This is a genomic window from Streptococcus sp. ACS2, assembly GCF_000525585.1.
Taxonomy (GTDB): Bacteria; Bacillota; Bacilli; order Lactobacillales; family Streptococcaceae; genus Streptococcus.
Genome location: NZ_JALT01000031.1, coordinates 120,807 through 135,540, shown reverse-complemented (window position 1 = coordinate 135,540; position 14,734 = coordinate 120,807). Strand labels below are relative to the sequence as shown.

Below are 14,734 nucleotides of genomic sequence, written 5' to 3'. Positions count from 1 at the left end.
ATATACAGATTAGGCTTTTTTACCAAAGTCCTCAATCATTTGTTCCATTTCCTCACGACTTGGAGTTGTCAACATATAGAGGAAGTCACCTTGCAACTCTGCAAAGGCTGCAGGCATGATTTTCTTAACTTTAAGTTGTTCACGATACTTATCAAAAAGTTCTTCTTCTGAATAAGCATAGTGAGAGCTTGCACGACGTGAAGTCGCCAAACAGTAAAGTGGCTCAAACTGAGAAGCTGGGAATGGTTCGCCAGCAACGATATCCGCATACCCCTTGTACAAATCGAAAGAGTGAGCATAGTTATACACGTCGATTGTGAAACCACCTGCTGGACGGTTGTTATATTCAATAGCAATATAATCGTCACCATCACGGAAGAACTCAATATGGAAGAAACGTTCCTTCATACCAAATTCTTTGACAATTGCCTCACCATACTTACGTAACTTAGGATCCATTTCTTTAAGAACGTAGTAAGAATTATCCATCTTGTAAATCATCAAGTCAAGTGGTGTGTGGGCATAATCAAAAGTTGTCGAGAAGACAATATTACCATCATGATCAATCAAACCATCGAAAGTACAGATTTCGCTTGATGTTACAAATTTTTCAAAGAAATAAACTGTTTCATGATCCCACTCAGCCTTAAAGTGATTGATATCATCTTCTGTTTCAAGTTTGAAGGTTGCAGCTGCACCAACCCCATTATCTGGCTTAGCAATCATTGGAAGACCGATTTCTTTCACAGCTTTATCCACATCTTCATCAGTTTTAATGATAGCACCAGGTACAACTGGAACTCCAGCTTTTTGGAAGAGTTTTTTCATTTCAGACTTGAATTTAGTCTTCTTAAGATCTTCTGGCTTAGCACCAAAAACATTGAACTGTTCACGAAGAGCAGCATCCAATTCCAACCAGTATTCGTTATGAGATTCGATTCGGTCAATTGGTCCGTGTTTATAGAAAAGAAAGGCTACCGCACGTTTAACTTCATCCAAGTTTTCCAGATTGTCTACACGGAAGTACTCAGTCAAAGCCTCTTTCAAAGGTTGATCCAATTGTTCATAAGGCTCTTGACCAATACCAAGAACAGTGATTCCCTTATTAGCAAGTTCAACTGTAAACTGTTGGAAGTTTTGTGGATAGTATGGTGAAATAACAAGATAATTCATTAGTAATTCCTCTTTTATAGTTATTTAGATGGGATGGACAAAGAAATTATAGGTTCATATTGTCAAGGAAATAAGGCATTTGTTTACGCCACCATTCCCAATCATGAGCGACATCATGGCCCCACTCAGAGAACCAAGCTGGAATATTCTTTTGTTCAAAGGCTTCCTTGAGTTTATAGTAAGATGGAAGACCATCTTGTTCCCAAGCACCAAGACCTGTACATACGATAATCTCAGCTTGACGGTAACGGTCGATAAACCAACCATCATTTTGGTTCCAGATATAATCTGATGGGGAATTTTGGTAAATAGCTTCGTCCCCTCCAAACTCACCCACAAAGAAACGAGCATCGTAGACACCACTGAGGGCTACCACTTTATTGAAAACATCAGGGTGTTGCAAGAAGAAATTAAGCGCATGGTATGCCCCCATTGAACAACCTGTTGTCATCATTGGATCAAACCAACCAGTTTTGTGTTTGATAAATGGAATAGCTTCTTCAATAACATAGCGTTCATAGGCACGGTGCATTTCAGCACGATCGTGTGGATTTTTCCAATCACAAAGCCAGCTTTCACTGTCCACACTTGAAAGCGTAAAGAATTGTACGCGTCCTTCTTCGATAAAACGTGCACAAGCATCAATCATACCAAAGTCATAGTATTCGTTATGGCTACCACCTGATGAGGCAAAAACCACAACAGGGATACCAGCGTGCCCGTAACGGTTAACATACATTTCACGGTTAAGTTGACCACTCCAGTGGCTAAGATGTTCGATATTCATATTTATATTCCTTTTCCTAAATTAAATTAAATTAATTTGCATTAATAAAGACTAGTCCCATTTTTCAGCGAAAAAGCGAAGACAGTCTGGTAAATTCTCGGCCCAAGCTTCTTCATTGTGTTCAGCACCAGATTGAATGTGAATCTTGATATTTTCCAAATCAACCCCACGAGCAATCAAATCATGATAATAGCTCAATGAAGAGTCTATATAAGCCTGCTTAATATTACCAGCCATCAAGGTCTTGTCAGTATCATCAGCTTCCTCAGTTCCTACATATATGTAGACACGTTGATCTGAATCGAGCTTTTGACGCGACATGTAACGATCAAAAGCATCCTGATGCAACCAGTTAGCTGAAGAAAATACCCCAAGACAACCAATCTGCTCCTTATAATCAAGCCCCATAAACTGAGTAATATTACCACCGAGAGATGAACCAATCATAGCTGTGTGCTGACGGTCAGAGAGGGTACGGTATTCCTTATCAATAAAGGGTTTAACCACATCCATGACAAACTCTGCATACTCTACACCCTTACCTCCGAACTGGACACCAGGGATATTAGATTCTTGGTACTTCCACGCAGAATACTCATTCATACGGCCAGGACCATCATTATCAATAGCTACAACAATCATGCGCGAAATATCAGGATTACGCTTGATTGTTGGGATAATCTTCCAAGAATAGCCAGAAAACGACTCCTTACTATAAAGAACATTCTGACCATCATGGAAATACACGACAGGGTAAGAACGATCTGTATCCGTTTCATAGTTCTTAGGTAGAAGAACACGCACACGACGAAGTTGACCAGTGTATGGTACCTCTAACTCATGCGTCTTCATAACCAAGTAAAAATAAGATTTATTCATTGTCAGAAAACTCTCTATATTCGAAATTTAGTTCTATTATACCATATTTTAAAAGAAAAAGAGCCCCTATTATTGGGACCCTTTACACTTTTTTAATGATTGAATAGCTACACTCTTAGTAGTTTGCGATATCAAATACTGTTGATTTCACACGAGTCATAGCTTCGATAGAGTATTTCACACCTTGAGTTCCGGCACCAGATCCTTTAACACCAAGGAATGGGAAGTTATCTGTACCACGTTGTGTTTTGTTGTTGATGTGAACTGTACCAACTTCAAGTTGTTCAGCAATTGCAAATGCACGTGGGTAGTCTTGTGTGAAGACAGCACCTTGAAGTCCAAATTCAGATTCGTTAGAAATCTTGATTGCTTCTTCAACTGAAGATACACGGATGAATGGCAATACAGGACCAAATGGTTCTTCCCAAGCAAGACGCATATCAGTTGTTACATGGTCAAAGACTGCTGGGTAAATAAGGTTACCTTCACGTTTCAATTCAGTTTTAGCAGTAGCACCTTGTTCAACTGCATCATCAATCAAACCTTGAACGAAGTCAGCAGCTTTTGTATCGATAAGTGGTGTAACGCTTGCGCTTTCTTCAGGCATACCAACAGTGATATTACCTACCAAAGCAGTTACTTTTTCTACCAATTCATCTGCAACGCTATCCATTACAAGGACACGTTTGATAGCTGTACAACGTTGACCTGAATAGTCAAAGGCACCAGCAACAATGTTTTTAGCAGTCAAGTCAAGATCAGCATCTTCAAGAACGATAGCGGCATCTTTACCACCAAGTTCAAGCATGATTGGACGCATAGCTGCCAAACGACCGATATTTTCACCAACTGGTGTTGAACCTGTAAAGTTGATGAAATCAACTGCTTTGTGCTCAACAATGTAGTCACCGATAACAGAACCACGACCTGTGATAGAGTTCAAGACACCTGCAGGGATACCAGCTTCTACAAATGCTTCAACCAAAAGAAGACCTGAGATAGAACCTTGTGTTGGTGGTTTGAAGGCAACAACGTCACCAGCAATCAAGGCAGGAGCAATTTTAGAACCAGCCAAGTTTACTGGGTAGTTAAATGGAGAGATAGCAAGGACAAGACCTACTGGTTCGCGACGAACAACAGCGATTTTTTTCTTGCTACCAGCGTCAAATGCACCACCTTCAAGTACTTCACCTTCCAAACGCAAACCTTCTTCAGCTGCATAGTGGATGATTTCAGCAGTACGAACGACTTCACCGATTGCAGATTTCAAACCTTTAGAGATTTCTTTAGAAAGAACTTGACCGATCTTTTCTGCATCACGTTCCAAGATATCTGCTGCTTTATGAAGGTAAGCTGCACGTTCAGCATATGAAAGCGCACGCCATGCTGGGAGTGCTGCTTTAGCTGCTGCGTAGACTTCGTCTACTTCAGCTTGGCTCATTGCTGGAACTGATCCAAGTTCCTCACCGTTTGCAGGTGCATAGATAGTAATTTCGTTTTCAGATGTTTTCCACTCACCATTGACATAGTTTTTGTATTGTTTAGCCAAGATAGTAACTCCTTTTATCTATTATAAGACCTATTTTATCATTTTTTTAGAAATATTCCAAGATTTAAACGAGAATTATTCAGAAAATTTTGACAAAAAATAGTTAAAATTATTAACCTAGGTTAGCGGTATTCTACTCCTAACTAAAGAATGAGTCAATTATTTTGTCTCCGTTTAGATATAAAAAAAGTGAAAGCCTAAGCCTCCACTTTTTATGATTAGTCTACGTTAACGTATTCTTTTGAAAGTTCAAGAACTTCTTCCATTGTTGCACATTCAGTAAGAGCACGGTTAGCGTATTCTTCCATTTTAGCTGTGTCAAGTTTCTTCATCAAGCTACGTGTACGAAGAACAGATGTCGCTGACATTGAGAACTCATCCAAGCCCATTCCAACAAGAAGTGGAACAGCAGTTTGGTCACCGGCCATTTCACCACACATACCAGCCCATTTACCTTCAGCATGAGCAGCTTTGATAACATTGTTAATCAAACGAAGGATTGATGGGTTATATGGTTGGTAAAGGTATGAAACTTGTTCGTTCATACGGTCAGCAGCCATTGTGTATTGGATAAGGTCATTTGTACCAATTGAGAAGAAATCAACTTCCTTAGCAAATTGGTCAGCAAGCATAGCTGCAGCTGGGATTTCAATCATGATACCTACTTCGATATCGTCTGCAACGGCAACACCTTCAGCAACCAATTTAGCTTTTTCTTCTTCAAGAATACCTTTAGCAGTACGGAACTCAGTCAACAAAGCAACCATTGGGAACATGATACGCAATTTACCGTGAACAGATGCACGAAGCAAAGCACGCAATTGTGTACGGAACATTTGATTACCAGTTTCAGAGATAGAAATACGCAAAGCACGGTAACCCAAGAATGGGTTCATTTCTTTAGGAAGGTCGAAGTAAGGGAGTTCCTTATCCCCACCGATATCCATTGTACGAACGACAACAGGTTTACCGTTCATACCTTCAAGAACTGCTTTGTAAGCTTCATATTGGTCATCTTCAGTTGGGAAGTCTTGAGAATCCATATACAAGAATTCTGTACGATAGAGACCAACAGCTTCTGCACCGTTATCATTTACACCTTCAACGTCTTTAGGTGTACCGATGTTAGCAGCCAATTCGAAATGTTTTCCATCAGCAGTAACTGTTTGAGCATCTTTAAGGAGAGCCCATTCAGCTTTTTGTTTAGCGTAAGCTTCACCAGCTGCTTTGAACTCAGCAATTTGCTCTTCAGTTGGGTTGATAACAACTTCACCAGTAATACCTGAAACAGCCAAAACATCACCATCTTTGACAAGTTCTGTGATGTTATTTGTTCCAAGAACAGCTGCGATTTCAAGTGTACGCGCCATGATAGCTGAGTGACTTGTACGTCCACCGATGTTAGTAACAAAGGCTTTTACGTACTTTTTGTTCAACTGAGCTGTATCAGATGGTGTCAAGTCATGAGCAACAACGATTGATTCTTCGTTGATTGTTGCTGGGTTAGGCAATTTCTTACCAAGCAAGTTAGCAAGCACACGTTTTGTAACGTCACGAATATCCGCTGCACGTTCTTGCATGTATGGGTTGTCTTCCATACCTTCAAAAATAGCGATAAACATGTCTGTTACTTCTGTCAAAGCAGCTTCAGCATTAACTTGTTTAGCACGGATAGTTTCTTTAATTTGACCAGTCATTTCTGGGTCAGCAAGAACCATCAAATGAGCATCAAAAACGGCTGCCGCTTCTTCACCAAGGCTTTCAACTGCTTTTTCACGGATAACAGAAAGCTCGTCTTGTGACGCCGCTAGAGCAGCATCTAGACGAGCCTCTTCTGCACTTGTATCTTCAACTGTTACAGTTTCAAATGACAAGTCCGGTTGAACAAGCAGATATGCCTTAGCAACTGCAACACCATCAGATGCTGCGATTCCTTTAAGCATTTCTGTCATATTCTTATGCCAATCCTTCTTTTGTCATTGTTTCTGCGATTGCTGCGATTGCATCATCAGCATCAGCACCTTCTGCAGAGATAGTTACGTCAGCACCTTGACCAACACCAAGACTCATAACACCCATGATTGATTTAAGGTTAACTGCTTTACCTTTGTAGTCAAGAGTGATATCTGAAGCAAATTTGCTAGCTGTTTGAACAAGCAAAGTAGCTGGACGTGCGTGGATACCTGTTTCTGCAACAATGTGGAAATCTTTAGAAGCCATAATGGATTCTCCTTCTTAGTTTGGAATATTTGAGTTATCAATGATAACCCTTACAATTTAGAATTATAACATAGCTAATTGAGATTATCAAGGTTAAAACGTACTTTCTACAAGTTTTTCGAAAGCTTGTCTCTCATTTTACTGCTCATTTTCATTTTTCAAAACATAAGCAAATACTAGTCTCTAGTTATTTACAACATTTTCAGAAAATTTCTTTCATGGTGTTTTCAATCGTTAATTTTCATTTTCGAGCAAAAACAATCACATAATTGAAAGAATTTGATTGCTAAAGGCACTCGTTGAATAAGCTTGTTTCCCAAATGCCAAGTCAGCTGTAAAGATATCAGCTTTAAATGTCTTTTCAATAGCACTTGTAATCAGTTGAGCTGCCTCAGTCCAACCAATATAATCTAGAAGCATGCAGCCAGATAATAGAACTGAGCAAGGATTAGCCTTATCTTGATCCGCGATATCCGGAGCTGTTCCATGTGTTGCTTCAAAAATAGCATGACCTGTTTGATAGTTAATATTGGCTCCAGGGGAGATGCCGATACCACCAACTTGTGCAGCTAAGGCGTCACTGGCATAATCACCATTCAAGTTGGTTAAGGCAACAACATCAAATTTTTCTGGATTTAAAAGAATCTGTTGTAGAAAGTTATCCGCGATTATATCATTAATCTCTAAACGACCAGCCAGCAATTCTTCTTTATATTCTTCCTGAGCCACTTCATAACCCCATTTACGGAAGCCACCTTCTGTAAATTTTTGAATATTTCCCTTATGAACCAAGGTCACTTTTTTTAGATTGTTCTTGAGAGCATAGTCAATAGCCGAGCGAATGAGACGTTTACTTCCTTCTATTGAAATCGGCTTGATTCCGATACTACTTGATTCTGGGAAGCGAATTTTACTAACATTCATTTCTGTCTGGAGAAACTCAATCACGCGCTTAACATCTGCTGTTCCCGCTTCCCATTCAATTCCCGCATAAATATCTTCAGTATTTTCACGAAAAATAGTAATATTCGTTTTTTCTGGTTCCTTAAGCGGACTTGCTACTCCTTCAAAGTAACGAACCGGTCTAACACAAGCGTAGAGATCAAGTTCTTGACGTAAAGCTACATTTAAAGAACGAATCCCTCCACCTACTGGCGTCTCAAGCGGACCCTTAATAGCAACTAAACTTTCTCGAATAGTTTCCAATGTTTTTTTCGGCAACCATTCTCCTGTTTTATCATAAGCCTTCTTACCAGCTAGGAGCTCTTGCCACTCAATATGACGCTTCCCTTCATAGGCTACTTCTACTGCTTTATCAAAGATTGCTTGGGCATTCTTCCAGATATCATGTCCAACACCATCCCCTTCAATAAAAGGGATAATTGGACTATCAGAAACTTGAAGCTGTCCATTTGTCATTACGATTTTTTCTGCCATATAGCTTTCCTCCCTAACGTTTTTCTAAAGGAATATAGGTCATATTTTCTTGTCCAATATACTGTGAGCGAGGACGAATCAATTTGTTATTTTTTTGCTGCTCTTGAATATGAGCAATCCAGCCGGCGACACGACTCATTGCAAAGATAAGTGTGAAGATATCGCTGTCAATTCCTAGAGTATGGTATACGGTGGCTGAATAGAAGTCTACATTGGGAATTAATCCCTTCTTATCTTTCATGAACTCTTCAATTTCTTGAGACATATTAAAGAATTCTTCATTCTCGGTACCCTCTGTCAACTTTTTGGCCATATCTCTTAAGAAAATTTCACGAGGATCCTGTTTCTTGTATACACGGTGCCCAAATCCCATGATTTTCTCTTTAGAGTCAAGTTTTTCCTGCAAGTAAGCATAAACATCACCTGATTCGCGGATTTCTTTAAGCATATCAAAGACGCGTTCATTAGCCCCACCATGCAGGGGACCTTTTAGAGCACCAATAGCTGTTGTAACACAAGAATAAATATCTGTCAGAGTCGAAGCACAAACACGCGCTGCAAAAGTTGAAGCATTCAACTCATGATCAGCATGTAGAATTAAGGCCTTATTCATAGCCTCAACTTCAATTTCAGAAGGTTCAACACCATTCAGCATGTAAAGAAAATTAGCAGCAAAACCTAAGTCTTCTCTTGGTTTGAGGGGCATTTTACCAGTGCGTAAGCGTGCAAAAGTCGTAATAATTGTTGGCAATTTAGCCATCAATTCAATACTTTGCTGATAAACGGCTTCCATGGATCTCTCCTCAGCATCCACATTGTATACCCCAAGAAGTGAAACTGTTGAACGTAAAACACTCATTGGGTGCAAATGTGGACGAGATTGGATAAGAATGCATTGTTCTACAGCATCTGAAATGTCATAGTTCTTACGCAACTCAGCTTCAAAATACTTGAGTTCCATTTGCGTAGGAAGATGACCATTCCATAAGAGATAAATCACTTCCTCAAAAGACGCTTTATTTTCCATAAACTCGGAAATATCATATCCTGCATAGGATAAATGATCATCAATAATAGATGAAATCCTAGTATTACAGGCAATCATATCCTTAAGTCCATTAGTTTCAACTGTTGTCATATTAGGCTCCCTTCAATTTTTTTCTTACAACCATTGGCAAGATACCACCATTTTTATAGTAGCGAATATCAGCATCTGCATCGAAGCGTACCAAGGCTTTAAAGGTTTTGGTTTGTTCAGGTGTTGAAGCTGTAACAGTGATAACATCATGGACACCTGGATTTTCTGAAAGATCAAAGCTAAAGGTCTCATGTCCTGTCAATCCAAGACTTTCAGCATTTTCCCCTTCCATAAATTGTACCGGTAAAATTCCCATCATAACTAGATTTGAACGGTGAATACGCTCAAAACTCTCAGCAAGCACTACTTTTACACCAAGGAGATTTGCACCTTTAGCCGCCCAGTCACGACTAGAGCCCATACCATAATCCTTACCAGCAATTACAAGCGTATCTTGATTTGCTTCTTTATATTTCATAGCAGCATCATATATAGGTAGAATATCACCATCATATTTAGTATATCCACCAATTTTTCCATCTGCTAGCTCATTCTTGATACGAATATTAGCAAAAGTTCCTCGCATCATGACTTCGTGATTTCCACGACGGCTACCATAAGAATTAAATTCTTGATAATCAACACCATTCTCAGTCAAATAACGAGCTGCTGGGCTATTTCTGGCAATATTACCCGCTGGAGAAATATGGTCTGTTGTAACCGTATCTCCAAATTTAGCCAAAACCTTCAAATCATTCAATGGTTTAATACTCAAATCATCTCCTAAAGCATCAAAGTAAGGTGGGTTTTGAATATAGGTAGAGTTTTGATTCCATTTATAATTTTGACTTTGTTCAGTAGGAATGGCATTCCACTTCTCGCTATCAGAAAAGACACTGGCATATTCATCTTGGAAGAGTTGACGGGTGACGTATTTATCAACATAAGTCTCAATGTCATCACGAGATGGCATAATCTCCTCTAAATAAACAGCTTGACCATTGTCGTCAAAGCCTAGAGGTTCAGTTGTCAAATCAATATTCGTGTTACCAGCCAAGGCATAAGCAACAACCAATGGTGGACTAGCCAAGAAATTCGCTTTAACAAGTGGATTAATACGCCCTTCAAAATTACGATTTCCTGACAATACAGCACTCGCTAAGAGATCATTGTCTACAATAGCCTTAGCCACTTCAGGACGTAAATCTCCTGAGTTACCAATACAAGTTGTGCAACCATAACCTACCAAGTTAAAGCCAAGCTTATCTAGATAGGTTTGCAAGCCTGAAGCTTTGAGATAACCTGTAACGACTTTAGATCCAGGCGCCAAAGAGGTCTTGACTGTTGGAGAGACTTTTAATCCTTTCTCAACCGCTTTTTTAGCTAAAAGACCGGCTGCCATAAGAACGTACGGATTTGAGGTATTGGTACATGATGTGATTGCTGCAATGGCAACATGACCCGTTTGAATTGTTTCTGAATGATCCTCAAAATCAACTTTTGCAGTTTTTGCTAACTCTTCATTATCCAAACCGAAACCACGGACACCTGCTTCACGTACCACTGCATCTTGAAATTCTTGCTTAGCATCAGATAAGAGAATCAAATCTTGTGGACGTTTAGGACCTGAGATAGAAGGTTTAATAGATGACAAATCGACTTCAACAATCTTAGTATACTTGGCTTCTTTACTTGGATCATAGAAAAGATGATTGGCTTTTGTATAGGCTTCAGTGACTTGGATATGTTCCTCATCACGATTAGTTAAACGCATGTAGTTAAGAGTCTCGTCATCAATAGGAAAATAACCACAAGTCGCACCATATTCCGGTGCCATATTAGCGACAGTAGCACGGTCAGCTAGAGATAAACTCTTCAAGCCAGGTCCAAAGTACTCAACAAATTTACCAACCACATTTTCAGAACGAAGCACCTGAGTAATCTTGAGAGCCAAATCTGTTGCTGTGGCAATTTTAGGCAGCTCTCCTGTCAGATGTACACCAATAACCTCTGGAATTGGGAAATAAGACGCTTCACCTAGCATAGCTGCTTCAGCTTCAATTCCACCAACACCCCAACCAAGAACGCCAATACCATTAATCATAGTCGTGTGACTATCTGTACCAAACATAGAGTCAGGATATAGGAGCCCATCATTTTCAATAATGACATCACTCAAAAATTCAATATTAACCTGATGAATAATACCTGTTGCTGGTGGAACAGCACGGTAATTTTCAAAAGACTGTTCGGCCCATTTAAGAAACTCATAGCGCTCGTTATTACGTTTAAACTCTAGATTGATATTATCTTCAAGAGCAGTATCACATCCATATGAATCAACTTGGACAGAGTGGTCGATGACCAAATCTACTGGAATCTCGGGATTAATAAATTCGGCTTTACCTCCATTAGCCACTATAGCATCACGCATGGAAGCTAAATCAACAACAACAGGAACCCCTGTAAAATCCTGTAAGATAACACGACTTGGTTTAAAAGGTACTTCAGAAATGGTTGGAAAATTCGGAAATTTTATTAGATCAGAAATGTGAGATTCCTTAACATCAATACCATCTTTTTTTCGGAGGAGACTTTCAAGTAGTATTCGAATGGTATAAGGTAGTTCTCCGACCTTAACATCATGAGATTTTGCTGCTTTTTCGAGATCATAGAAAGAGAATGTCTTACCATTTACAGTTAGATTTGAACAGTATTCTTGCATACTTGAACCTCCATTAGTTAAAAATTTTCTTTATTCTACACTGTTATTTTTAAAAAAACAAATAGAATCGGCATTTTGATGTTATATTATGTAACATTTATGGTGAGATATTTCTTTTTTAGCCATTTTCATAAACAAATTCTATTTAATTTAGAGAACTTAAAAAAGCCTTTGAAACACAAGATATAGGGTTGTGTTTCAATACTAAACACAAAATATTGTATTTCCTTAAGATATTTAGCTTGATTTTTCCCAATATTTTGGGTATTCTATTAGAGTTGAAAAAGTGACTCCTAGTCACTTAAAATCTTTTTATAAAGGAGTATTTGCAATGGCAAAGATTACATTGTTTTCTAAAAACAACTGCATGCAGTGCAAAATGACTAAAAAATTCTTGGAAAAGGAAGGTGCTGATTTCGAAGAAATCAACATTGATGAACAACCAGAAAAAATCGATTACGTAAAAAGTCTTGGTTTCACTGCTGCTCCAGTTATTGAAGCAGGCGATATCGTCTTTTCAGGTTTTCAACCGACTAAACTTAAAGAAATCCTTTAATTATCAAGTTTTTAAATAGAAAGGAACTTGTCTGCTTAGTATAATGTTTTAACCTTAATATACTATTAAACTAAGTAAGCCTGGTATCTGTATTATGTCTTTAAAAAATCTTGGCGATGTCTCATACTTCCGCCTCAACAACGAAATTAACCGTCCTGTTAACGGTCAAATTCCTTTGCATAAGGACAAAGAAGCACTTCGTGCCTTCTTCCTTGAAAACGTTAAGCCAAATTCAATGGCATTCAACAGCATCACAGATAAAATTAATTATTTGATTGAGAACGATTATATCGAGTCTGAATTCATCGGTAAATACGAACCTGCTTTCATCGAAAAGTTGTCTGCAGAAATTCATTCTCAAAAATTCCGCTTCCAATCTTTCATGGCAGCCTACAAGTTCTACCAACAATATGCCCTCAAAACAAACGATGGCGAGTCTTACCTCGAAAGTATTGAAGATCGCGTTCTTTTCAACGCCCTTTACTTTGCTGATGGTGATGAAAACCTTGCTAGTGACCTTGCTAACGAAATGATTCACCAACGTTACCAACCTGCTACTCCTTCATTTCTAAATGCTGGACGTAGCCGTCGTGGTGAACTCGTGTCATGTTTCCTTATTCAAGTAACGGATGACATGAATTCTATCGGACGTTCTATCAACTCGGCCCTCCAGTTGTCTCGTATTGGTGGTGGGGTAGGTATTAGCCTATCTAACCTACGTGAAGCTGGTGCTCCTATCAAAGGTTATGCTGGGGCAGCCTCTGGTGTCGTACCTGTTATGAAGCTTTTCGAAGATAGCTTCTCTTACTCAAACCAACTTGGCCAACGTCAAGGTGCTGGTGTTGTTTACCTGGATGTTTTCCACCCAGATATCCTTGCCTTCCTTTCTACTAAGAAAGAGAATGCTGATGAAAAGGTGCGTGTTAAGACACTGTCACTTGGTGTTACAGTTCCAGATAAATTCTACGAGTTGGCACGTAATAATGAAGATATGTACCTCTTCAGCCCATACTCAGTCGAAAAAGAGTATGGTAAACCATATAACTACATTGATATTACAGCTATGTATGATGAGTTGGTTGCCAATCCCAATATTACAAAAACCAAGATTAATGCACGTGAGCTAGAAACTGAAATTTCTAAACTCCAACAAGAATCAGGTTATCCATATATTGTCAATGTTGATACAGCCAATCGACACAACCCAATTGATGGTAAGATCGTCATGTCCAACCTCTGTTCTGAAATTCTCCAAGTTCAAACACCAAGTGAACTTAACGATGCACAAGAGTTTGTCAAACTCGGTACAGATATTTCATGTAACCTTGGATCAACTAATATCCTTAACATGATGACATCTCCTGACTTCGGACGTTCGATTAAGGCTATGACACGTGCACTTACCTTTGTTACAGATAGTTCAAGTATTGATGCTGTACCATCCATCAAAAATGGTAACCAACAAGCTCATACCTTTGGTTTAGGAGCTATGGGGCTTCACTCTTACCTTGCTAAACACCATATCGAGTATGGTAGCCCCGAATCTGTTGAATTCACTAATATCTACTTCATGCTTATGAACTACTGGACTTTGGTTGAATCTAACAATATTGCCCGCGAACGTCAAGAAACCTTTGTCGGTTTTGAAAAATCAAAATATGCTGATGGTTCTTACTTTGATAAATACGTTACAGGCCAATACGTTCCTAAATCTGACCGTATCAAAGAACTTTTCGATGGTCACTTCATCCCACAAGCAAAAGATTGGGAAGAACTACGTGAACTCGTTAAGAAAGATGGACTCTACCATCAAAACCGTTTGGCTGTTGCACCAAATGGCTCAATCTCTTATATTAATGACTGTTCTGCTTCTATCCATCCAATCACACAACGTATTGAAGAACGTCAAGAAAAGAAAATCGGAAAAATTTACTATCCGGCCAACGGTCTTTCAACAGACACAATTCCTTTCTACACTTCAGCCTACGACATGGACATGCGTAAAGTTATCGACGTCTATGCCGCTGCGACTGAACACGTTGATCAAGGTTTGTCATTAACCCTATTCTTGCGTAGTGAGTTACCAAAAGAAATTTACGAATGGAAAACAGAAAATAAACAAACAACTCGTGACCTTTCTATCCTTCGTAACTACGCCTTTAATAAAGGAATTAAATCAATCTACTACATCCGTACTTATACAGATGATGGGGAAGAGGTTGGTTCTAACCAATGTGAAAGCTGTGTCATTTAAGATAGTGATTTAACGATAGCAACTTCACTACTCTTATTTACAAAATGCATTAAAAGGTCGGTTCGCCGACTTTTTT

At 39.0% G+C, this 14,734-nt stretch carries 11 protein-coding genes; 2 read left to right on the top strand and 9 right to left on the bottom strand.

Features of this window, described 5'->3' with window-relative positions; translation table 11 throughout:
- Positions 1–9 precede the first annotated feature (9 nt).
- From HMPREF1517_RS06980 to acnA, 9 genes are all read right to left on the bottom strand, one after another.
- A complete protein-coding gene (locus tag HMPREF1517_RS06980) occupies positions 10–1,173 on the bottom strand; it encodes an ATP-grasp domain-containing protein (RefSeq protein ID WP_037600505.1) in 1,164 nt (387 codons plus the stop codon).
- 46 nt (positions 1,174–1,219) lie between these two features.
- The gene (locus HMPREF1517_RS06975) at positions 1,220–1,960 is read right to left on the bottom strand and encodes an esterase family protein (protein WP_002884014.1); all 741 of its coding nucleotides are present in this window, start codon (positions 1,958–1,960) and stop codon (positions 1,220–1,222) included.
- Positions 1,961–2,011: 51 nt separating this feature from the next.
- Positions 2,012–2,839, bottom strand: coding sequence for an alpha/beta hydrolase (locus tag HMPREF1517_RS06970; RefSeq protein WP_004182709.1), 828 nt, complete (start codon positions 2,837–2,839; stop codon positions 2,012–2,014).
- Between the two features lie 115 nt (positions 2,840–2,954).
- Positions 2,955–4,388 carry an NADP-dependent glyceraldehyde-3-phosphate dehydrogenase gene (locus HMPREF1517_RS06965; protein ID WP_002890682.1) on the bottom strand — a complete coding sequence of 478 codons (1,434 nt, stop codon included), beginning with the start codon at positions 4,386–4,388 and terminating at the stop codon, positions 2,955–2,957.
- A gap of 218 nt (positions 4,389–4,606) precedes the next feature.
- Positions 4,607–6,340, bottom strand: coding sequence for a phosphoenolpyruvate--protein phosphotransferase (ptsP, locus tag HMPREF1517_RS06960; RefSeq protein WP_002890681.1), 1,734 nt, complete (start codon positions 6,338–6,340; stop codon positions 4,607–4,609).
- Between the two features lie 4 nt (positions 6,341–6,344).
- On the bottom strand, positions 6,345–6,608 hold the full coding sequence (locus HMPREF1517_RS06955) for a phosphocarrier protein HPr (RefSeq protein WP_002884015.1): 264 nt from the start codon (positions 6,606–6,608) through the stop codon (positions 6,345–6,347).
- A 261-nt stretch (positions 6,609–6,869) separates the two neighbouring features.
- Positions 6,870–8,045 carry an NADP-dependent isocitrate dehydrogenase gene (gene icd / locus HMPREF1517_RS06950; RefSeq protein WP_037600498.1) on the bottom strand — a complete coding sequence of 392 codons (1,176 nt, stop codon included), beginning with the start codon at positions 8,043–8,045 and terminating at the stop codon, positions 6,870–6,872.
- Positions 8,046–8,058: 13 nt separating this feature from the next.
- Positions 8,059–9,183 carry a citrate synthase gene (locus HMPREF1517_RS06945; RefSeq protein ID WP_037600495.1) on the bottom strand — a complete coding sequence of 375 codons (1,125 nt, stop codon included), beginning with the start codon at positions 9,181–9,183 and terminating at the stop codon, positions 8,059–8,061.
- A gap of 1 nt (position 9,184) precedes the next feature.
- Entirely contained in the window at positions 9,185–11,848 is a 2,664-nt protein-coding gene (gene acnA, locus HMPREF1517_RS06940; RefSeq protein WP_037600492.1) for an aconitate hydratase AcnA, read from the bottom strand.
- Between the two features lie 331 nt (positions 11,849–12,179).
- Here acnA and nrdH point away from each other — a divergent pair, with 331 nt between their 5' ends.
- The gene (nrdH, locus tag HMPREF1517_RS06935) at positions 12,180–12,404 is read left to right on the top strand and encodes a glutaredoxin-like protein NrdH (protein ID WP_004182714.1); all 225 of its coding nucleotides are present in this window, start codon (positions 12,180–12,182) and stop codon (positions 12,402–12,404) included.
- Between the two features lie 94 nt (positions 12,405–12,498).
- Complete coding sequence (nrdE, locus tag HMPREF1517_RS06930) at positions 12,499–14,658, top strand: class 1b ribonucleoside-diphosphate reductase subunit alpha (RefSeq protein WP_002890676.1); 2,160 nt, start codon at positions 12,499–12,501, stop codon at positions 14,656–14,658.
- The last annotated feature ends 76 nt before the right edge of the window (positions 14,659–14,734 follow it).

What these genes read in the sequence shown, in the direction of transcription:
- HMPREF1517_RS06980 (WP_037600505.1), bottom strand. Translation starts at nt 1,173, where the DNA reads ATGAATTATCTTGTTATTTCACCATACTATCCACAAAACTTCCAACAG.
- HMPREF1517_RS06975 (WP_002884014.1), bottom strand. Translation starts at nt 1,960, where the DNA reads ATGAATATCGAACATCTTAGCCACTGGAGTGGTCAACTTAACCGTGAA.
- HMPREF1517_RS06970 (WP_004182709.1), bottom strand. Translation starts at nt 2,839, where the DNA reads ATGAATAAATCTTATTTTTACTTGGTTATGAAGACGCATGAGTTAGAG.
- ptsP (WP_002890681.1), bottom strand. Translation starts at nt 6,340, where the DNA reads ATGACAGAAATGCTTAAAGGAATCGCAGCATCTGATGGTGTTGCAGTT.
- HMPREF1517_RS06955 (WP_002884015.1), bottom strand. Translation starts at nt 6,608, where the DNA reads ATGGCTTCTAAAGATTTCCACATTGTTGCAGAAACAGGTATCCACGCA.
- icd (WP_037600498.1), bottom strand. Translation starts at nt 8,045, where the DNA reads ATGGCAGAAAAAATCGTAATGACAAATGGACAGCTTCAAGTTTCTGAT.
- HMPREF1517_RS06945 (WP_037600495.1), bottom strand. Translation starts at nt 9,183, where the DNA reads ATGACAACAGTTGAAACTAATGGACTTAAGGATATGATTGCCTGTAAT.
- acnA (WP_037600492.1), bottom strand. Translation starts at nt 11,848, where the DNA reads ATGCAAGAATACTGTTCAAATCTAACTGTAAATGGTAAGACATTCTCT.
- nrdH (WP_004182714.1), top strand. Translation starts at nt 12,180, where the DNA reads ATGGCAAAGATTACATTGTTTTCTAAAAACAACTGCATGCAGTGCAAA.
- nrdE (WP_002890676.1), top strand. Translation starts at nt 12,499, where the DNA reads ATGTCTTTAAAAAATCTTGGCGATGTCTCATACTTCCGCCTCAACAAC.